This window comes from Streptomyces sp. NPDC031474 (genome assembly GCF_055581185.1).
This window is the reverse complement of the sequence record NZ_JBVIJX010000003.1, coordinates 1-18,754: the sequence shown is the minus strand read 5'-3', so window position 1 is coordinate 18,754 and position 18,754 is coordinate 1. Positions and strand designations below refer to the sequence as shown.

Here is an 18,754-nt window from a genome sequence, read left to right as displayed (position 1 = left end):
ATCCGCACCTCCTCCGAGGAGCTCCCATGACAATGACGTCGCCTTCTCCTGTGCCCAGCGCGAACTGGGTGGACCCCGTGGTGATGTCCGCCGATCCCTACCCCACCTACCGCCGTTTGCTCGACGAATCTCCGGTGGCGTGGGTCCCCGCGCTGAACCTGTATCTGGTGACCTCGTCCCGGGCGTGCCGGGCCATCGAAGGGGACCAGCAGACCTACAGCGCGAAGCCCACTGGGGACGGCGGCACCATGGCCAGGGCGGTGGGCGCCCGGCCGATGCTCAGCAAGGACGACCCCGACCACGCGACCGAGCGGCGAGTGATCAACCCCACCCTGCGGCCCAAGAACCTGCGCGCCCGCTGGGCCCCGGTGTTCGAACACAACGCTCGCACTCACCTCGCCGTCCTGCGCGAGCAGGGTCCCGATAGGGCCGAGCTCAACCGCGACTACGCCGCCCCCGTCGCCTCGCAGAACCTGATCGACCTGCTGGGATTCAAAGACGTCGGCATCGAGGACATGCGGCGTTGGTCGAACGCCTTCGTCGCGGGCATCGGCAACCTCTTCGACGATCCGGAGATCTGGCGGCGCAACGACGAGGCCCGCGAGGAGGTCGATGCCCTGCTCGACGAACTCATCCCTTACTACCGGTCCCACCCGGACGACACGATCGTGTCCGCGTTCGCCAACGCAGAGCTCCCGCTGACGCAGGTCATCGCGAACATCGACCTGATCATTTCCGGAGGCATGAACGAACCGCAGCACGCGATCACGAGCTCGGTGTGGGCTTTGAGCCGCCATCCAGGCCAACGCGAGCGGGCGCTCGCCGATCCGGCCCTGTGGCCGGCGGTGTTCGACGAGACCGTACGATGGCTGTCCCCGATCGGCATGTACCGCCGGGTGACGACGCGTGAGGTTGTGCTAGGGGATGTGACGCTTCCGGCGCACGCACCGATCGGCGTTGTCGTCGGCGCGGCCAATCGTGACCCCGCCGAGTTCGCACGCGCCGATGAGTTCGACATCACCCGCCCCCGACAGCCGCACCTCGCTTTCGGCAGCGGCGTGCACCTGTGCGCCGGTCACTGGGCCGCGCGCATCGGCATCGGAGAGATCGCGGTACCACTGCTGTACACGGAACTTCCCGGACTACGCACCGACCCGGGTCGCCAAGAGGCATGGCGCGGCTGGTTCTTCCGCGGACTCACCGCGCTTCCCGTGACCTGGAACTGAGCGGGTGCAGTAGGAGGCACCGCGGTCTCTCCGCCGTCCACCGCTAGTGCGCAGTCTGCTCGGCGGACAGGGGCACCCGCCCAGGCCGAGCGCAGCAGCGCATCGAGGGCGGCTCGGGTCACCGGGCGGGGGTTCGATGGCGGGATGGCCCGGAGGATGATGCCGCCCGCCTCGGGGACGGACTCCTCCTTGAAGCCGGGCTCCCGCCAGTGCGGCAGTGGCCGAGGGCCACGGCGATGCGCTCGGCGGCGTCAGCGGCGTACGTCCACACGCGTTCCGCGCGTCTCCCTGTGGAGGTGGACGCCCACCGCACCCCGGAGTTCCCCGCAGTCCCGGCCGTCAAAGCGAAGGGTGCGGGGAGACCGCGCTCCCCACACCCGTCAGCTGCCGGCCAGGTCGACGGTCAAAGCCGCCCCGAAACCGTGAGCCGGATCAGTAGTTGTGGCATTTGTAGTGGCTGCAGTCCAACGATCCCGGATCGGCGGCCTGCGTGTTGGCGGAGCCGCCGGTGAAGCCGAACGCGATGATCCCGAAGGTCGCGGCGGCTGTGGCCAGTGCGGCGGTGACCCGCACGGCGAGACGCTTCTTGGCGATTCCTGGGGCAGTGGTCATGTGGATGCGACGCCCTTTCGTCTGTTGATCACCAAACGCTTGAAGTTTAATGTAACGCACGGGACCCCGGCTCAGGATGGCGTCAAAGTCCTTTGTTCCCAGTGGAGTTGTTTGGTGAAGGCGCACGCTCCTGCTCGTCCTCGTCTTGCTGGAAGGATGCCGCCCGCTCCGCGGTGAGAGCGTCACGGCGTTGTCCTCTGTGCTCGGCCGTCGATGCGCACGAGCCAGTCGCCGAGGCGTGCGGCGACGGCGGCCGGGTCTTCGAGGGGCGAGAGGTGGCCGATCCCTTCGAGCACCTGCAGCTCCGCACCCGGGATCGAGCTCGCCATCTCCTCGCTCAGCCGCGGTGGGGTGATCGCATCGGCGTCACCTGCGACGATCAATGTCGGCACCGCGATCTTCGCGATCTCCGGTGTGCGATCGCGCCGGTCCAGCACCGCCAGTTGCTGAGCCGTGAAGACGTCGGCACCGAGGTCACGCGCCATCTCGGCCGCGAGGGCGGTCACATCCGGGCGCCCCCGTGCGACGGCCCCACTGACCCGGTCCACCGCCTCGTCGAACAGGCCGGACTCGGCCAGTTCGATGACGCTGATCGAGTTCTGCCTGCGGTCGGGCGGTGCCGCGATCGCGGACGTGTTCAGCAGCGCCAGGCCCGCGACGCGCCCGGTCGCTCTGAGTACCAGGTCCAAGGAGACGTAGCCCCCCATCGAGATCCCGGCCAGGTAGAACCGGGCCGGTGCCTGGGCGAGCACATCGTCCGCCATGGACTCGATCGAGTCCCCGCTGCCTTGGACGACCACGCATTCCACGCGGTCGCGGACCCGGTCGACGACCGGCTGCCACAGCCGGGCGTCGCAGCCCAGCGCGGGCACGAGGACCAACGGAAACTGGAGCACGGTCGGCCCCTTTCTTGTCGCTCTGATACGTGGCGGTTGTGGACCGAGGGCGGGGAGCAGGCGCCCCGAAAGGCGTCAGGAGGCCGCGCCGTCCACGCTCAGGACGGTGCCGGAGGTGAAGCCGGCGTCCTCCGAGACCAGATAGGCGACGGCAGAGGCGATCTCCTGGGCCGTACCGGTTCGGCCGGCCGGGATCGCCGCCCGGATGGCGGCCTGGTCCGTGTCGGGGAGCGCCTCGAACACTCTCCTCACCCGGCCCTCCTCGGGCAGGATGAGCCCGGGGGAGACCGCGTTCACGGTGATCCCGCTGCGGGCGAGGTCTTTGGCGAGCTGCCTGGTGAAGCCGTTGACCGCCGCCTTGGACGTGGCGTAAGCGAGCCGCGCGCTGACGGTCCCGGACGGGCCGGAGAGGCCACGTGACACCGCGGACGAGAAGTTGACGATGCGGCCGTAGCCGTTCCGGCGCATGATCGGGACGGCGTACCTGCAGCACAGGAACGCGCTCGTGACGTTGTTGTCCAGCACGGTGTGCCAGGTCCGCGACGACAGGTCGGCGATGTCGCGCACCTGCTCGGTCCCGCTGCCGCCCGCGGTGTTCACGAGCGCGTCGACGCGCCCGAGAACGGCGTCGATCTCCGCGAACGCGTCGGCGACGAGTTCCTCGCTGGAAAGATCCACCGGGATCGTCTTGACCGTGGTGTCCGCGAACCGGCTCTCTATTTTCTCCCTCGTCTGTTCCAGTCCCTCTTTCCACAGGTCCAGAAGGGCGATCGCGAATCCCTCACCGGCAAGGCGGAACGCTATCTCCGCGCCCAGTCCCTGGGCCGCCCCTGTGATGACCGCTTTCCGCCGGTTCGCCACGTCACCCGTCACTGTTACTCCTCGTTGATGTTTGTTCAGAGCACGAACTCGCCGACGGCCTGCCAGCTCAGTTCCCGTCGCAGGCGCGCCCGCAGCGTGACGAACTCGGCGCGCCGCTCGAAGGCCAGCACGCCCGTCACCGCCTCGCCGCGGCGGTAGAGGAAGAGCGAGCCGTCCGCGGCGCGGTTCTCCACGATCTCCTCGTCGCCGGTCAGATGGCCCGCGAACTGGATGCGGACGCCGTGCTGGTCCGACCAGAAGTACGGCACGTTCGTGAAGCCTTCGCCCTCGCTGCCGCGGAGGAGCCTCACGGCGTTGATCCCCGCGGCGCGTCCTTGCTCGGCAGCGCTGGTCCAGTGCTCGATCCGCATCACGGTGTCGAACCGCGCGTTGGGCCAGCGGACGATGTCGCCGGCGACGAACACGTTGTCAGCCGCCCGGAGAGTGGCATCGGCCAGGATCCCGTTGTCGAAGGTCAGCCCGGAGTCCTGGAGCCAGTCGGTCGACGGGCGCACGCCGACGCCGACGACGATCACGTCGGCGGGAACCCGCGTGCCGTCGTCGAGCACCAGCGAGCGGTGCCCTTCCTTCTCGGCGACGTCGACGACGCCACTGCCCAGGAACAGGCCGACGCCCGCCTCCCGGTGAAGTGCCACGTAGGCGTCGGCGACCGGCTCGCCGAACCGCCCCAGCGGCTTCGCCGCCAGGTCGATGACGGAAACGGTCCGCCCCGCCTTCACGAGCGTCGAGGCGAACTCGCCCCCGATGAAGCCGGCTCCGACGATCGCGACGGAGACCGCCGGATCGGCGACCGCCGCCCGTAGGGCGGTCGCGTCCTCGAAGCGGCGCAGCGCGTGAACACCGGCCAGGCCGGCGAACAGCGGCGGGATCACCGGCTCGCACCCGGTCGCGACGACGAGCGCACGATATGTCAGTGCTCCGTCGGGCAGAAGGACGGTGTTCGCCTTCGTGTCGAGCGCCTGAGCACGGGTGTTGAGTCTGAAGTCGACCCCTTGGTCGCGCAGGCCCGTGGCGAAGGGATAGACGAGCGTGTCCACGTCGAGCCGTTCGTGCAGGGCGACCTTGGACAGCGGAGGCAGCTCGTACGGCAGGTGCGGCTCGTCGCTGATGACCGTGACCTTCAGCTCCGGGGCGTGGCGTGCGACGGCTTCCGCGGCCCGCAGGCCGGCGGTCGACCCGCCGACGACGGCGACATCGGTGGTGGATGCGGTCACGGTCTCAGGCCTCCGTGACGGTGCTCACGGCGGCGACGGTTCCGTCGGCGCCGCGTGCCTCGGCACCGTGCTGCAGCCCGTCCGAGCCGGGGACGACCGTGATGGTCTGCGGCTTGGTCAGCGGGGAGACGAAGCGGTAACCGAAGGTCCTGCCCCGCAGATCGATGCCCTGGCGGCGCAGGTGCTCGCCCGTCACGAGCGCCAGCAGGGGCCCGTGGACGACGAGACCGTCGTACCCCTCCCGCCGGCACCAGTCCAGGTCGTAGTGGATGCGGTGCGCGTTGTACGTCAGCGCCGAGAACCGGAACAGCAGCCGCTCGTCGACCGCGAGGTCCAGCGTCGGCCCGGCCGGGGCCGTTGTCGCCGCGGGCGGGGGCGGCAGCGCCCCGGAACCGGGAGCGCGGTAGACGATGTCCTGCTCCTCCCGGATCACCAGTTCGCCGCCCTGGAAGATTTCCTGCAGGACGGTCGTCAGCGTCAGCGGACCGCTCCGGCCCACCTTGTCGACGGAACTCTTGATCGAGGTCACCTTGGTCGCGGACTCCCCGATCACGAGGCGGCCCAGCGTCGTCACCCGGCCACCGCCGAACATCCGGCGGAGTCCCGGGCCGGGAGGTGCGGGGATTCCCGTGACCGGGTGGCCGTCCTCGCCCAGCTCGTGTTCCGGGCCGCGCTCCAGCAGGTAGGTCCAGTGCCACAGTGGGGGCACCGGGTCTCCCGCCGCGTGCGGGATCTCGATGTCCAGCGCGGCCGCCAGGGACTGAGTCGGCTCGGACGCGATGACCTCGGTCCGCTCGACCGTTCGCGTCACCTCGCTCGTGACCATGTCACTCTCCTTGTCTTCCCGCGCGTAGAGCGCGCAGCAGCTCCGACAGGTCCGGAGCGTCGTCCAGGGTCTCGACAGCACGCACCAGGTCGCGCGCGACCTCGTACCCGTAGGGCGCGAGCACCGCCTCTGCCTTGCTCACGACCTCCGCGTGCGAAAGCGGGTTCTGCGCCGACCCCTTGGCGGTGGTGGGGTTGCCGGCGGGGAGCGTCACCGTCTCGCCGTCCACGAACTCCACCGCCAGTCGCGGTCCGTCCTCCAGCTGGATGCCGCTGTCGACGTGCATCGAGATCTTCTGGAACGTCGCCCGGATGCCGGGCTCGTCGATGCGGGGCGGGTCGAACTGGTCAAGTCCGACGCTCCTGTGGTGCAGGGCGATCGTCACGGCGTACGGGAGGCTGAACTGTGCGTCGAACACCGTCTCGATGGGGTCGACCGACAGCATGTTCACCGCTGTCTCACCGGCCGTGATCGAGATGTGCCGCACATCCTCGGGCTTGAGGTCCCGCTCCTGGATGAGAGCGAGCACCGTGTCGATCGTGGAGTGGCTTCCGCGGCAGCAGGCGTAGGGCTTGATGTACGCGGTCGCGACGTTGAAGTCGACGCCGAGGTCATGCAGCGCCTTGGCCGCGTGCCCCTGTCCGCCGTTGTAGAGGGAGAACAGGCCGCCCCAATCGGCCTCGAAGATCCGCCGCGGGCCGGTGATGCCGGCGCGCGCGAGCAGCGCCGCGTCGACACCGGTCTCCCCGGCTTTGCCGGGATGGATCCGCTTGGTCCACGCCCCGTCGTCGATGAACGCCCAGACGCCGCCCGTGAAGGAACCGGCGATGCCCAGCGCGTCGGCGAAGCGCTCCGCGTCCAGGTTCAGGGCCTTCGCGCCGGCGGCGGCAGCGGCGAGGCTCCCCATGGTGCCGCTGGAGTGCCAGCCCCGGTCGGTGTGCGCGGCGAAGCCGCCGAGCGCCTGCAGGGTCCGGTAGCCGATGTCGTACCCGGCGATCGTCGCGGCGATCAGCGCCCGCCCGTCGGCCCCGGTCGCCTCGGCGACGGCGAGGGCCGCCGGCAGCACGGTGGAACCCGCGTGCCCCGGTCCGCCTCCGTCGTCGAAGTCGCGTGCGTGAGCCGACGTCCCGTTCGCGAGCGCGGTGTGCGACGGGGGGAGCATGAGCGGTGTCCCCCAGACGAGGCTGCCCGACTCGGACTGCTGGGTGCTCGTCAGGGCGTCCCTGACCCGCTGCGCCTCGTCGGTGTTCACCCCGGCGAGCGCCACCGCCAGCGTGTCCAGGATGTTGTCCTTGACCCGGCCGACGACCTCGGCCGGGATCTCGTCGAACGACAGGCCGGCCCAGTGCGCGGCCAGACGTTCGGTCAGCGACCCTTCGGTGTCCGCCATCACGCCCCGCCTACGACTTGAGGTCAACGGTGAGCGACTTCACGAGCCACCGGCCGCCGGCCTGACCGATCTCGGTGTCCTCCTCGACCACGACGGCGTTCGGACAGTGCTCGACCAGGTAGCTGACGACCTCCTCCATCTCGACCTTCGCGAGCCCCTGTCCGAGGCAGTTGTGGCTGCCCGTGCTGAAGGTCAGCGGCTGGTTGCGCTCACGTCCGAGCACGAAGTCCGCCGGATTCTCGAAGCGCGCCGGGTCGCGGTTGGCCGACCACACCGCCACGTGCACGTCCGAACCGGCGGGGACGACGGTCCCGTTCAGCTCGACGTCCTCGGTCGCGATCCTGCTGATGACCCCGGGGCGCGGGTACAGCCGCAGCACCTCGACGACCGCCGCCGGGATCAGCGCCGGATCCTCGACCAGCCGCTGCCAGACCTCCCGGTCGCGCAACAGCGTCCACACCACCAGACCTGTCTGGTGGGTGGTGTTGACGGAGCTAGCCTCGAGCATGGCGGCCGCTTCGTTGAAGAGCTCCTTCTCGGAGAGCTTGCCGACGTCGTGCTGTGCGATCAGGAACGACAGCATGTCCTCGCCCAGGCCCTGCGTGCGCTTGCGTGCGACGAGTTCCTCCAGGTAGGCGAACAACTCGTCGTACGCACCGACGATCACCGGTGTGAGGCTCGGGTCGCGGTTCAGCAGCGACAGCGTCCGCTCCGAGAGGCTCGCGACCTTGGGGGCGTCCTCGACCGGTGCGCCGGCGAGGTGGCAGTACACCCGCGCGGGCAGACGCCGGTCGACGGCACCGTGGAAGTCGACCGGCGCGGACGGGTCGAGGCCGGCGGCGAGGTCCTGGATGATCTGCCGTAGGGCGCCGCGGATGTTCTCGACGGTCGCCGGTCCCATGAAACGGGCCAGCGGCGTGCGCAGCCGGAGGTGACGCGGGCCGTCAGCCATGAGCAGGCTGTGCGCGCGGAAGTCGTGCACGGGACCGTCGGTGATCCCGAAGTCCTCCATCAGCTTGAGTGCGGCGTTCTGGAATCGCTTGTCCCGCAGCACGGTGGTCGCGAGTTCGTAGCCCAGGACGGTGTAGCCGGCCGAGCCGAGCGCGAGAGGGCCCTCGGCCAGGGCGCCGCCCGGGTGCGCGAGGGCATCCGGGGAGAACGGTTCGAAGTGCGGAAGGGTCGTGTTCATGAGCGTGAGATCGCCCCCAGCGGGCAGCAGAGGATGACTTCCTCCAGCTCGTCCGCGCGACCGTCCTCGACTTCGGTCGTCAACTGCTCCAGCAGGCCGTTCTCACCGATATGGAACACGTCCGGCATCAGTGCCGCACAGGTGCCGTTGGCGTCGCACCGGACGAAATCCACTTTGACCTCGACCATCTCGCGGAACTCCTTTCTCGCGAAGCCCTCCCAGTGGTGGGGTGTCGCGCCACGAGGGCGGGCTCCAGCTGTTCCTCAACACTGAGCCAGGCAATGCCATCTGGCAAATATCAAAAAATTGCCTCATCCATACATAAAATGTATGGGACTGGTCGGTTCGGGGCGCGATCCGGGGCAGAGCAGTCCGTTCCGCCTCGGTGAGCGAGCCCACCGAGGCGAGGAGCGCGCTTATGAAACATGCGCGCCTATCTCGTCGTAGCGCAATGACTTGCAACGCTCCATCACAGATCGCAGTGAAGCAGGTTCTTGGCCCGTGATGTGCTTCACATGGTGCGACATGATGGCTTGGTAGCCTTCAGAGATCGCCATTTCTGCGGATATCAACTCGTCGCTTGCCCACATGTGCCCGTCGGCGCTCGGCGGCATGTCAGGGTCATACGTCCGGGGAATCCCCACGGAATCGAAGAATGCGAGGCGCTCTTCGACCGAGACCGGCGCGTACTTGACGGGGACGCCGTGGACTTCGGTACCGATCGCCGCGATGTCGTGGAAATTCAGCAACTCGCTGCCGGTGATCTCGTAGACAGCGCCGGCGTGCCGCTCGTTCTGCAGCAGGCACGTGGCAGCGCTGCCGGCGACATCGCTCTTCGCGACCGGAGCGATGAAGCCATCGCCCGTCGCCTGGGTGAGCAGTCCGCTTTCCACCCCGGGCGCCACTAGAACGTTGCTGACGATTTCGGAGTAGAGGGAGTTCCTGAGGATCGTGTACGTCAGACCAGATGCACGCAGATCAAGCTCGGTCTGACAGTGGTCCCTGGACGACAGTGCCGGATTGTTCGGCTGTACGCCTCCCACCGAGGTATACACGATATGCCGGATACCGGCCCGTTGTGCCGCGGAGATCGCATTCCGGTGCTCGGAAACCCTTCGTCCGAGGTTCAGTCCGCTGATGAGGAAGAGTATCTCCCCGCCGCTGTAAGCGGCGTCCAGGGAGGCGGCGTCCCGGTAGTCCCCTCTGCAGACGCGGTGCCGCTGTGTCTCACCCTGGCGCAGCTTTTCCGGGGTGCGCGTCACAAGCGTCAGTTCGGCATCTGGATCCGCGGCCAGAAGCAGGTCAGTGACACGGTGCCCCAAGTCTCCCGAGGCTCCGCTGATGACAATGCGACCCATGGTGTGTCTCCTGTTCGTCTTTCTTGAAACGTCTGCAGGGCACGTCAGCGCGCTGACGGAGCTGGTCTTGTGGTGCGAGGGCCTTCATTCATGCCCAGGGGCCCTGGAAGAGACGCCGGCCATGGGATGCAGCGGCCGAGCGGCGCGTTCGGCCGCCCGTGGCGCGCACCGCTCCTGGGAAGGCAAGGCAGGCCTACGGCCCCTGGATGCCTTCGGTCCGCGGGCTGTCACCAGCGGTCGTGCTGTCCTCGTGGGCCGCGTAGTGGACGACCCGGGGCCTGGCGACACAGTGTGGTGCGACTGCCTCGGCGAAGGCTTTCGCCCGCGGTGTTCCGGGGAAGACCTCGGTGTGGTCCTCGAGTCGTTCCCAACCGACGAGCAGCAGGAAGGTGTCGGGGTGGTCGACGCTGCGTAGCAGTTCGGCGGATCGGCACCCGGGAGTCTCCAGCAGCAGATGCCGGGCCGTTGCGAAGTCCGCTTCGAGCCGGACGCCCGCCCCCGGGTGGACACGCAGTTCGGCGTGCTCGTAGATCATTGGTCACCTTCGTCGCGTCCGGACGCCGTGCCCGGGGCACTCAGGTCCAGAAAGCCGCCGCGCAGGAAGATCAGCGGGGGATCGGTGGCGCGCAGTTCCAGTGACTCGACGCGGCCGACCACCTGGTAGTGATCGCCGATCAGGTCGACCTTGAACCTCGTGCATTCCAGGGTGACGATCGCCTCGTCCAGGAGGGGCAGGCCGCGTGCCGACATGTGCCAGTCCACGTCGAGGAAGCGGTCCTCGCTGCGCCGGGAGAACGCCTTGCACAGCTCGCTGTGACCGTGGCCGAGGATGTTGACGCCGAAGCGGCTCGCCTCGTAGAGGCGCGGCCAGGTCTTGGAGGACCGGTCGACGAAGAACGTGATGAGGGGCGGGTCCAGGGACACGGAGGTGAAGGAGCCGACAGTCATCCCGACGGGCCCGGACCTGACGCTCGCGGTGACCACCGCCACACTGGTGGGGACGTGCCCGAGGGCGCGCCGGTAGTCGACGGGGTCGTCGGTGGTGGCAGGGCCGCCCTGCTGCGCGGTGTGGGCAGGTGGGGTCTGCATGGTCGTTGTCCTCACAGCGCGATCGTCGGTTCTTCGTTGCCCAGCAGCAGTCGGCCGTAGGCTTCCTTGCCGATCTCGGGGGTGACGAGGGCATGCCGGGCGGCGGTCTCGGAGTCCCGCCAGATGCGGTTCAGCACGTTGACCTCGGCGAAGGAACCGGCGCCGTTGGCGGTCAGCAGCGCGTCGATCGCGCCCGTGACCAGTTCGGCGACCACGCCGGTGTCATTGCGGATCCGGGCACGGGTCTCCAGGTCGAGCTGTCGGTGATCGGCGGCGGCCCGGTCGATGTCGAGGCACATCCGTTCCACCGTCAGCTCGGCCAGGTGCAGCTTGGTGGCCGCACCGGCGACGCCGAGCTGGTGGGTGGGGGAGAGGCGCGCCTCCTGGTAGCTGGTGTAGGCCACCGGCTTGAGGGGCAGCTTGGCCCGGGTGATCTCCAGCGCGTGCCGGCCCAGACCGATCTGCGGTGCGACGAGAATGGCGGCGGCGACCGCGTTGAAGGCCATCGACGCCATCCGTTCGTCGGTGTACGGCGTGAGATAGCGTCCCTCGAACATGTCCTTGACCGGCTGGACCCGGTGATCGGGCACGAAGTGGTCTTCGACCACGATGGTGTCGCTGCCCGTGCCCTGCATTCCGGCGACGAACCAGGTCGGTTCGATCGTCCAGGCCTCCGCCGGGATCAGCGCCAGCGCCAGCTCGCCGCCCTCGACGGGGATGCCCAGAGACCCCCAGTCAGCGGCGAAGGAGCCCGAGGCGTACGGCCAGCGCCCACTGACGAGGTAACCGCCGTCGACCCGCTCCGACTTGCTGCCCGGGGAGAAGACGCCACATACCTTGGCCTTCGCGTTCGCACCGAAGACGTCCTCCTGTGCCTGGGCGGAGGAAGTCGAGGCGAACCCCGTACCTACGGTCATCAGGGCGGCGATCCACCCGGTCGAGCCATCGCCGCGGGCCACTTCCGCCACGGCGTCGACGGCGGTGCGCAACGTCGCCCCGTGGCCGCCGTACCGCTTGGGCACGAGCAGACGGAAGATGTCCGCGTCCTCCAGCGCCTTGACCACCTCGGGGGCCACTCGACGCGCCTCGGAACCTTGCATGGCGTATTCACGGATCAGCGGGACCAGGCCGGTGGCGCGGCCCACCAGCTCGGCGTCAGAGGCTTCGAGATCCGACACTGCGGCGCTGGACGTCATTGTCATGGTGCCTTTCCCAGAGAGCGACGTGGGTCGATGAATGTCATGACCGACGTAACGGGGTGATGACAGCCAGCATGCGGATCCGCTTCGAGCGGCGTAAAGACCAGGGACTTCACCAGAAGTTCGGGTCTGCGATGCATCAGACGCATGACGCGGCTCGCGCGAGGTCGGAGACCGCACCCGGGCGTGACCTCGACGCCGACCTGGTCGGGTCGACCGCGGTCCGAGGCGAGGGCACGGGTTCGGTCGGCCGTCGTGCGCGGCAGGCGCCGACGGCGCGGGCGGGGATTCTTGGCCACGACCGCCAACGGACAGAGCGCTCGGCTCACGCACCGGCTGCCAGCGGTCGGCGTCAGAACAGGAAGCTGCACTTCCGGTTCCCGCTCAGCTTGCGTGAGGTCGAGGAGCTGATGCTTGAGCGCGGCGTGATCGTCTCCTACGAGACCGTGCGCCGCTGGTGCATGAAGTTCGGGCAGACCTACGCCAATTCGCCGCGCCGCCGCCAGCCCCGGCCTGGTGACAAGTGGCACCCGGACGAGGTATTCATCAAGATCAACGGTGAGCAGAAGTGCCGCTGGCGGGCTGTCGACCAGGACGGCATGGTGCTGGACATCCTGGTGCAGAACCGACGGGACAATGCCGCGGCGAAGCGATTCTTCCGCCGACTCCCCAAGACGGCTGACGCGGTGCCGCGGGTGATCGTCACGGACAAGCTGCGCTCCTACGGCGCCGCTCACGGCGAGGTCGTGCCTTCCGTCCAGCTCCGCTCCCACAAGGGCACCCGACAAGGTGACAGCGCCCCCCGCGGGAATCCAGGCCGACAACCTGACTGGGCTCATCGCACCCACGGTGACGACCCTCCTCGGTACGGCAGGCGTGCGCTGACGCGCCTGATGTGGCCGACGGCATCGTGAGGGTGCGCGCGGTGACACCGGGCCAGGCGGCCGAGCCCGTCGTTGACCTGTGGTCGACCGGCGTCGTCTGCAAGGCGGGTCACCGGACACGGGTTCGGGTCACCAGAAGATGACCCTCACCGACGGCGCCGAGCTGTCACGGGCCGCCGTGGGCCTGCTGGGTTGTGACGTGATGGCGGGCCTCGGAGCGGTGATTAACACCGACAGCGTCGGCCGCGGTGACTGCCTGGGCGTCATCGGCTGCGGTGGCGTGGGTGACGCGGCGGCGCCCGGCTGGTCGGCGCGGCGAAGATCATCGCGGGGGACACCGACGACCGTGAACTCGTGACCGCCGTGCCGCTCGGCCCCACGCACACCGTCAACTCACGGGAGACGCGCCCGGTGGAGGCGATACCCGAGCTGACCGGCGCCTTCGGCGCGGGCGTGGTCATCGACGCCGTGGGCCGCCCGGAGACGTATGAGCACCGCCCGCCGCTCGATCCACTCACTCTCAGCCGACAGCGGAGGACTCCACGCGGATCACGCTCCAGTGGACCTCGGGTGCCCGCACCGCTTCCCTCTCCACTCCGGCCTCGGCGTCCAGCAGTTCGCGAGCCCTTTCCCCGACGGCCCACGTGGGTGTGTTCGCGGCCAGGACCTGTGCCTCACTGGTGATCACCACGGCTTCGCCACCCAGATGCTTGAGCGAGGGGGCGACGAGCTGCTCGAAGGCGGCCACCGGGACATCGGCCCCGACGACGCCGACGAATTCACCGTTCGCCGTCAACGGCCGGGTGAACGTCAGGATGTACAGGCCGGCGCAGTGCAGATCGACGTACGGCCCCATGACCGTGCCGTGACCCTCGTCGCGGGGAGTCACGAACCAGGGCTTGAGGGTGTAGTCGTAGAAACTCTCGCTCTGCGGATCCAGGTTCAGCCGCAGGGGACGAGGTCTCTGACCTCCGGTTCGCTGCCACCACTCGAGGTGGCAGGCGGCGTCGGCGAGTACGTCGGGTGCCATGACGACACCCGTGCCGTTGAATCTGTCGCCCTGCTCGCTCAGCAGGGCCTGGATCGTCGGCTGCAGGGCGGCGAGGTCACTCGTCCCGGGACGCCTGCCCTTCCGGCCGATCGCGTTCAGGCGTTCGCTCGCTTCGCTCTCCAGGACGGCCAGCGCCGAGAAGACGGATTCCACCGCTTCCCGGATGGACTCACTGCACTGGACGATGCCGGTGGCTGGGGTGCTGGTCATCACTGTGCTCCGTCAAGGAGGGCGGCGCGGGAGTACGCCACCGGGTCAGGCATCGGTCAACCGTAGATGTGTACGTACCAGATGGCGAGCCCCGGCGATCGTGTGTGCCTCGGCGAGGCGGCGCGCCTCCGCGGCGTCTCCGGCCATGATCGCCACCAGGATCTCGTGATGCTGGTCGGCGAAGGCCGACGCGTCGGGCCCGTCGCCCCCCGGCAGCCACAAGAGCGGACCGAGCTCCGCCTGCAACCGGACCTCCAGTCGCGTCAGACGGACGGACTGCGCGGCGACTGCCACCTCGATGTGGAAGCGGGCGTCGGCCTTGCGTCGTTCGGCCGGGGATTCCGCCTTGCGCAGGGCCATGACCAGGCGGTCGAGACTCCTCGCCAGATCCGAGGGGGCGCGTTCGGCGGCGAAGCGGGCCGCACTGCCGGAGACGGCGAACTGCTCGTCGCCGAGATCGCGCAGCTCCGAGATGCCCAGTTCCCTCAGGCGGGCCTGGTGGATCCTGGTCAGGCCCTCCTCCGGGTCGCGGATGAAGCTGCCGCCGTTGCGTCCGCGCCGGGTCTCCGCCAGCCCCTGCTCGCGCAGGATGGCGAGAGCCTCTCGAACCGTGCCGTTGGCGACCCCCAGCTGACAGGCGAGGTCGCTTTCGCCGGGGAGCTGCTCCCCGTCCGTCATCAGCCCGATGGTGACCGCTTCGGCGATGCGGCGGACCACCATGTCCGCCCGGCCGGAGTCACTCAGGGGCGCGAAGGCGGCACTCATCACCAGTGAGCGGCCGTCCACTGCCGCCATCACTGTCCGGGATCGCGAGGCCGGGATCCAGGGGCTGACCCTGGAGGATCTTCCCCACCCCCATGCCGACGAGAACGATGTCATCGTCCGGGTGCACGCCGCCGGCTTCACCCGGGGCGAGCTCGACTGGCCCGCCACCTGGACCGACCGTGCCGGCCGCGACCGTACGCCGAGCGTGCCCGGCCACGAGGTCTCGGGAGTGGTGACGGAACTCGGGTACGGAACCACCGGCCTCACCGTCGGCCAGCGAGTCTTCGGACTGGCCGACTGGACCCGCAACGGTTCGCTCGCCGAGTTCGTCGCAGTGGAAGCCCGCAACCTCGCCCCGCTCCCCGCCGACGTCGACCACACGGCGGCCGCCGCACTGCCGATCTCCGAACTGACCGCCTGGCAGGGCCTGTTCGACCACGCCCGTCTCACCACCGGCCAGACCGTCCTGGTCCATGGAGCCGCCGGCGGCGTCGGCTCGGTCGCCGTCCAGCTCGCTCACGAAGCCGGAGCCCGCGTGGTCGGCACGGGCCGCTCCGCCGACCGGGACACCGTCCTCGACCTGGGCGCGCACGCGTTCCTCGACCTGGAGGCCGACCGGTGGGAAGGCACCGGCCAGGTCGATGTCGTGTTCGACGTGATCGGTGGCGACATCCTCGACCGCTCGGCCGCCCTCGTGCGCCCCGGCGGCACGCTCGTCAGCATCGTCCAGCAGCCCCCCCGTGCGCCCCGACGGCGGGCAGGCCGTGTTCTTCGTCGTGGAACCAGACCGCGTACGCCTCGCCGACCTCGCCCGGCGTCTGAGGGACGGCCGGATGCGGGTGTGCGTCGGTGCGGTGCGGTGCGGTCGCTCGCCGACGCGCCGGCCGCCTTCACCTCGGGCCAGCGTGTCCCCGGCCGCACGATCATTCGGGTCGCCGAGGACTGAGAGGGGGGAGGGGCGACGTAGGCGGCGGCGTCCAGGTGCGGGCCACCTTTGGCACCGCGCTTGCGAGCTTGCCGCCGGGCCGGACACGCCCGAACCGAAGGGCGAGTCCGGCCCGGCGAGTGTCACTCGCCCGGGTGGGCGAGCTCGATGTCGTGGTTTTCCGCACCCGAGCCGTGCACGGTCACCTGGGTGGCCTTCGGCGGGTAACCGGCCGCCGTGACCGTGTACGCGCCGCCGTCCAGATCGGTGAAGGCATAGCCACCGTCCTCGCCGGTGGTCGCGGTGGCCACCACATTGCCGGCCGTGTCGATGAGCGTGACCCGCGCGTCGTGCAGCGGTCCGCCCGCGGCTTGGACCGTGCCCCGCACGTGCAGGCCGGGGGAGAGTTCGAGCTCGGTCCTGGTGACGCCCTGCGCGGCGATCTCGACGGGCAGGGCGATCGGCCGGTAGCCGGTCGCGGTCACCGCGAGGGTCAACCGGCCGGGCACCAGCTCGGTGAAGCCGAAGGTGCCGTCCGTGTCGGAGAGCTCGGCGGCGAGCACATCGCCGCGCACGTCGGCCGCGACCACCATGGCGCCGGCGACCGGCTTCCCGAGGCCGGCCGACCTGACCGTGCCGACCAGGCCGCTGGTGCCGGAGAGCAGGATGTCGTACGAGACCGGCTCGCCGCCGACCACGACCGTGGACGCCTGCGGCTGGTAGCCCTCGGCGGAGGCGATCAGCACGTAGCTTCCCGCGCCCGGCGCGTCCACCGTGTAGGCACCGTCCGAGTGGGCCACCATGCGGCCCACCTGCTGCCCGTCGAGCGAGATCAGGGTGATGACCGCCCGCCGCACGGGTGCCGACTCCGCGCCGACGACGTGTCCGCTGACCGGGACACCGGCGGAGGACCGGACGGCGGCCGCGGCCGGGCTGGCCACCTTCGCCTCGTGCTCGGTGTGCTCGGTGTTCTCCTGGGTCCCGTCCTTCCGGCCGCGGAGGCCGAACGCCGCGAGGGCGGCGCCCATCAGGGCGAGGACGCCGGTGACCAGGACGGCGGCGTGGACGCCGTTCATGAAGGCGGTGTGGCTGCCCTCCACGACGGCCGCCCTGAGCTGTGCGGGCATCGCGTCGGAGACCGGGGCGACGCCCATGGCGACCGCATCTTTCGCCTCCTCGAAGCGAGCGGCCGTCGAGTGGGGCACGCCGGCGCCGGTCAGCGAGTCGGTGAGCGTGGAGCCGACGCGGCTGCTGATGAGGGAGACGAGTACCGAGGTGCCGAGCGCGCCGCCGACCTGGAGCGAGGTGGCCTGCAGGCCCCCCGCGATGCCGCCGTCCTTGACGGGGGCGTTGCCGACGATCGCGTCCGAGGACGCGGCCATCACGATGCCGACGCCGAGACCGAGCGCGACGAACGGCGGCCACATGGCGGCGTACGAGGAGTCGGCGCTCCACGCGAGCATCGTGAACGCGGCGCCGGCCTGGAGCACCATCCCGAGCGGCATGGTCAGGCGCGGGCCGAACTTCTCGGTGAGCTTCGCGCCGAGCGGCGAGGCCACCATGGAGGCGAGACTCAGCGGCAGGGTGCGCACACCGGACTCGACGGGCGTGAAGCCGTGCACGTTCTGCAGGTACAGCATCACGAAGAAGATCGCGCCGAGCAGGACGAAGAAGTTCAGCGCGGTGACCAACACACCGATGGTCAGGGCCGGGTTGCGGAACAGCCGCATCGGCAGGAGGGGGTGCGCGACGCGGGTCTCGTACCAGCCGAAGAGGACCAGGACGACGACACCGCCGACGATCGCGCCGAGCGTGCCGGCCGAAGTCCAGCCCCACGTCTCGCCCTTGACGACGCCGAAGACGACGGCGATCAGTCCGAGCGCGAGCAGCACGACGCCGGGCACGTCGAACTTCTCGCTCGCCGCCGCCTCGTTCCTGGACTGCGGCAGCACCACGAGGCCGAAGACGAGGGCGATCACCCCGATGGGGGCGTTGATGTAGAAGACGGATTCCCAGTTGACGTGCTGGACGAGCAGTCCGCCGACGATCGGGCCGAGCGCGGTGGCGACGGACGAGATCATCGCCCAGATGCCGACCGCCATGCCGAACTTCTTCGGCGGGAACACAGCACGCAGCAACGCCAGGGTGTTGGGCATGAGCATCGCGCCGAAGAGGCCCTGCAGGGCCCGGAAGGAGATGACACCCTCGACCGAGCCGGCGAGGCCGATCGCGACGGACGCGAGGGTGAATCCGACGACGCCGACGAGGTAGACCGTGCGGCGCCCGAAGCGGTCGCCGAGCTTGCCGCCGAGGATGAGGGCGGCGGCGAGGGCGAGCAGGTAGGAGTTGGTGACCCACTGCAGTTCGGCGGTGGTGGCATGGAGGTCGCGGGCGATCTCGGCGTTGGCGATCGAGACGACGGAACCGTCGAGGCCGACCATGAACAGGCCGAACGCGACGGCGATCAGCGTCAGCCAGGGATTGGCGCGAAGACCGCGGGGGTGGGGGTCGGACACGGGTGTGGGCGCTGTGGAAACAGCGGTGACAGACATGTGTGAGCCGTCCTCGGGACGTGCGGCGCGCTGCTGGGGCGCGTGGACATGGGGGGCGAGCTGTGAGTGGGGGCTGCGCAGAGGCCGACACACCCGCTCCTGCCGGGCAGCGGCAGGGGCAGGATGTGTACGGCGGCCGGACCGGACGGTCAGGCGGCGGAGTGGTCGCGCAGGCGCCGGGTGAGAGCCTCGAGGGCGCCGAGCGCCGAGCCGAGGGCGTCGCGGTCGCCGTCCGTGAGGGTCCGCAGCGCGGCCACGAGCTGTCGCGCCGCGACGTCCTCGGCCTGGCGGATGCGTTGACGCGCCTTGGCGGTGACACGCAGGTGCGCGACGCGCTTGTCGGTGTCGTCCTGGTGCCGTTCCAGCAGGCCCGCGTCGGTGAGGCGGGTGACTAGTAGGACTCCGTTACGTCTGCCTGTGAGTCCTGTCTGGGGGCATGTTGAAGGTGTGGACGCACATGAAGTGAACCGTGCTCGGGCGAAGTTA

The 18,754-nt window shown here is 69.6% G+C and carries 19 protein-coding genes and 3 pseudogenes; 5 read left to right on the top strand and 17 right to left on the bottom strand.

The window, feature by feature from the left end; genetic code table 11:
• The first annotated feature begins 26 nt into the window (after nt 1-26).
• The gene (locus tag ACZ5SK_RS05730; RefSeq protein ID WP_361710352.1) at nt 27-1,226 is read left to right on the top strand and encodes a cytochrome P450; all 1,200 of its coding nucleotides are present in this window, start codon (nt 27-29) and stop codon (nt 1,224-1,226) included.
• Nucleotides 1,227-1,658: 432 nt separating this feature from the next.
• Here ACZ5SK_RS05730 and ACZ5SK_RS05725 read toward each other — a convergent pair whose 3' ends face one another.
• From ACZ5SK_RS05725 to ACZ5SK_RS05670, 12 genes are all read right to left on the bottom strand, one after another.
• Entirely contained in the window at nt 1,659-1,838 is a 180-nt protein-coding gene (locus tag ACZ5SK_RS05725) for a hypothetical protein (RefSeq protein WP_334581777.1), read from the bottom strand.
• A 182-nt stretch (nt 1,839-2,020) separates the two neighbouring features.
• Nucleotides 2,021-2,734: an alpha/beta fold hydrolase gene (locus ACZ5SK_RS05720; RefSeq protein ID WP_334581776.1), complete on the bottom strand. Its 714-nt coding sequence runs from the start codon at nt 2,732-2,734 to the stop codon at nt 2,021-2,023.
• A 75-nt stretch (nt 2,735-2,809) separates the two neighbouring features.
• On the bottom strand, nt 2,810-3,607 hold the full coding sequence (locus ACZ5SK_RS05715) for an SDR family NAD(P)-dependent oxidoreductase (protein ID WP_334581775.1): 798 nt from the start codon (nt 3,605-3,607) through the stop codon (nt 2,810-2,812).
• A 23-nt stretch (nt 3,608-3,630) separates the two neighbouring features.
• Complete coding sequence (locus tag ACZ5SK_RS05710; RefSeq protein WP_334581773.1) at nt 3,631-4,830, bottom strand: NAD(P)/FAD-dependent oxidoreductase; 1,200 nt, start codon at nt 4,828-4,830, stop codon at nt 3,631-3,633.
• A 4-nt stretch (nt 4,831-4,834) separates the two neighbouring features.
• Entirely contained in the window at nt 4,835-5,656 is an 822-nt protein-coding gene (locus ACZ5SK_RS05705) for an HTD2 family dehydratase (protein WP_334581772.1), read from the bottom strand.
• A 1-nt stretch (nt 5,657) separates the two neighbouring features.
• On the bottom strand, nt 5,658-7,046 hold the full coding sequence (locus ACZ5SK_RS05700; protein ID WP_468158960.1) for an MmgE/PrpD family protein: 1,389 nt from the start codon (nt 7,044-7,046) through the stop codon (nt 5,658-5,660).
• A 10-nt stretch (nt 7,047-7,056) separates the two neighbouring features.
• Nucleotides 7,057-8,235: a cytochrome P450 gene (locus ACZ5SK_RS05695; protein WP_334581769.1), complete on the bottom strand. Its 1,179-nt coding sequence runs from the start codon at nt 8,233-8,235 to the stop codon at nt 7,057-7,059.
• Nucleotides 8,232-8,423, bottom strand: a complete 192-nt coding sequence (locus ACZ5SK_RS05690) for a ferredoxin (protein WP_334581768.1) — start codon at nt 8,421-8,423, stop codon at nt 8,232-8,234. Before ACZ5SK_RS05690 ends, ACZ5SK_RS05695 begins: the two co-directional genes overlap by 4 nt.
• A 228-nt stretch (nt 8,424-8,651) precedes the next feature.
• A complete protein-coding gene (locus tag ACZ5SK_RS05685; protein WP_334581767.1) occupies nt 8,652-9,593 on the bottom strand; it encodes an SDR family oxidoreductase in 942 nt (313 codons plus the stop codon).
• 193 nt (nt 9,594-9,786) lie between these two features.
• Nucleotides 9,787-10,128: an antibiotic biosynthesis monooxygenase family protein gene (locus ACZ5SK_RS05680; protein WP_457495902.1), complete on the bottom strand. Its 342-nt coding sequence runs from the start codon at nt 10,126-10,128 to the stop codon at nt 9,787-9,789.
• Complete coding sequence (locus ACZ5SK_RS05675) at nt 10,125-10,682, bottom strand: flavin reductase family protein (protein ID WP_334581765.1); 558 nt, start codon at nt 10,680-10,682, stop codon at nt 10,125-10,127. The genes ACZ5SK_RS05680 and ACZ5SK_RS05675 overlap by 4 nt, the downstream gene beginning before the upstream one ends.
• A gap of 11 nt (nt 10,683-10,693) precedes the next feature.
• Entirely contained in the window at nt 10,694-11,884 is a 1,191-nt protein-coding gene (locus ACZ5SK_RS05670) for an acyl-CoA dehydrogenase family protein (RefSeq protein ID WP_334581764.1), read from the bottom strand.
• A 362-nt stretch (nt 11,885-12,246) separates the two neighbouring features.
• On the opposite strand from ACZ5SK_RS05670, the pseudogene ACZ5SK_RS05665 reads away from it, so the two are divergent.
• The 3 genes and pseudogenes from ACZ5SK_RS05665 to ACZ5SK_RS05655 all read left to right on the top strand — a co-directional run.
• Nucleotides 12,247-12,660: pseudogene (locus ACZ5SK_RS05665) on the top strand (IS6 family transposase); the annotation flags it as partial.
• Nucleotides 12,661-12,776: 116 nt separating this feature from the next.
• Nucleotides 12,777-12,908, top strand: a complete 132-nt coding sequence (locus ACZ5SK_RS05660; RefSeq protein WP_361710343.1) for a CocE/NonD family hydrolase C-terminal non-catalytic domain-containing protein — start codon at nt 12,777-12,779, stop codon at nt 12,906-12,908.
• A pseudogene (locus ACZ5SK_RS05655) lies at nt 12,881-13,257 on the top strand (zinc-binding dehydrogenase); the annotation flags it as partial. The gene ACZ5SK_RS05660 and the pseudogene ACZ5SK_RS05655, both read left to right, overlap by 28 nt.
• 28 nt (nt 13,258-13,285) lie before the next feature.
• Here the strand turns inward: ACZ5SK_RS05655 and ACZ5SK_RS05650 are convergent.
• Together ACZ5SK_RS05650 and ACZ5SK_RS05645 are read right to left on the bottom strand one after the other, a co-directional pair.
• Complete coding sequence (locus ACZ5SK_RS05650) at nt 13,286-14,026, bottom strand: cache domain-containing protein (RefSeq protein WP_468158967.1); 741 nt, start codon at nt 14,024-14,026, stop codon at nt 13,286-13,288.
• Nucleotides 14,027-14,071: 45 nt separating this feature from the next.
• A complete protein-coding gene (locus ACZ5SK_RS05645) occupies nt 14,072-14,704 on the bottom strand; it encodes a FadR/GntR family transcriptional regulator (protein ID WP_334581762.1) in 633 nt (210 codons plus the stop codon).
• A 7-nt stretch (nt 14,705-14,711) separates the two neighbouring features.
• Between ACZ5SK_RS05645 and ACZ5SK_RS05640 the strand changes: the two genes are divergently transcribed.
• On the top strand, nt 14,712-15,737 hold the full coding sequence (locus ACZ5SK_RS05640; protein WP_334581761.1) for an NADP-dependent oxidoreductase: 1,026 nt from the start codon (nt 14,712-14,714) through the stop codon (nt 15,735-15,737).
• 122 nt (nt 15,738-15,859) lie between these two features.
• Here the strand turns inward: ACZ5SK_RS05640 and ACZ5SK_RS05635 are convergent, their stop codons facing one another.
• From ACZ5SK_RS05635 to ACZ5SK_RS05625, 3 genes and pseudogenes are all read right to left on the bottom strand, one after another.
• The gene (locus ACZ5SK_RS05635; protein ID WP_468419145.1) at nt 15,860-16,573 is read right to left on the bottom strand and encodes an MSCRAMM family protein; all 714 of its coding nucleotides are present in this window, start codon (nt 16,571-16,573) and stop codon (nt 15,860-15,862) included.
• Nucleotides 16,574-16,711: 138 nt separating this feature from the next.
• Nucleotides 16,712-18,268, bottom strand: a pseudogene (locus ACZ5SK_RS05630) (MFS transporter); the annotation flags it as partial.
• Nucleotides 18,269-18,417: 149 nt separating this feature from the next.
• Nucleotides 18,418-18,754 (bottom strand): MarR family winged helix-turn-helix transcriptional regulator (locus tag ACZ5SK_RS05625; protein WP_361710335.1); only part of this gene is annotated, 337 nt, incomplete at its 5' end.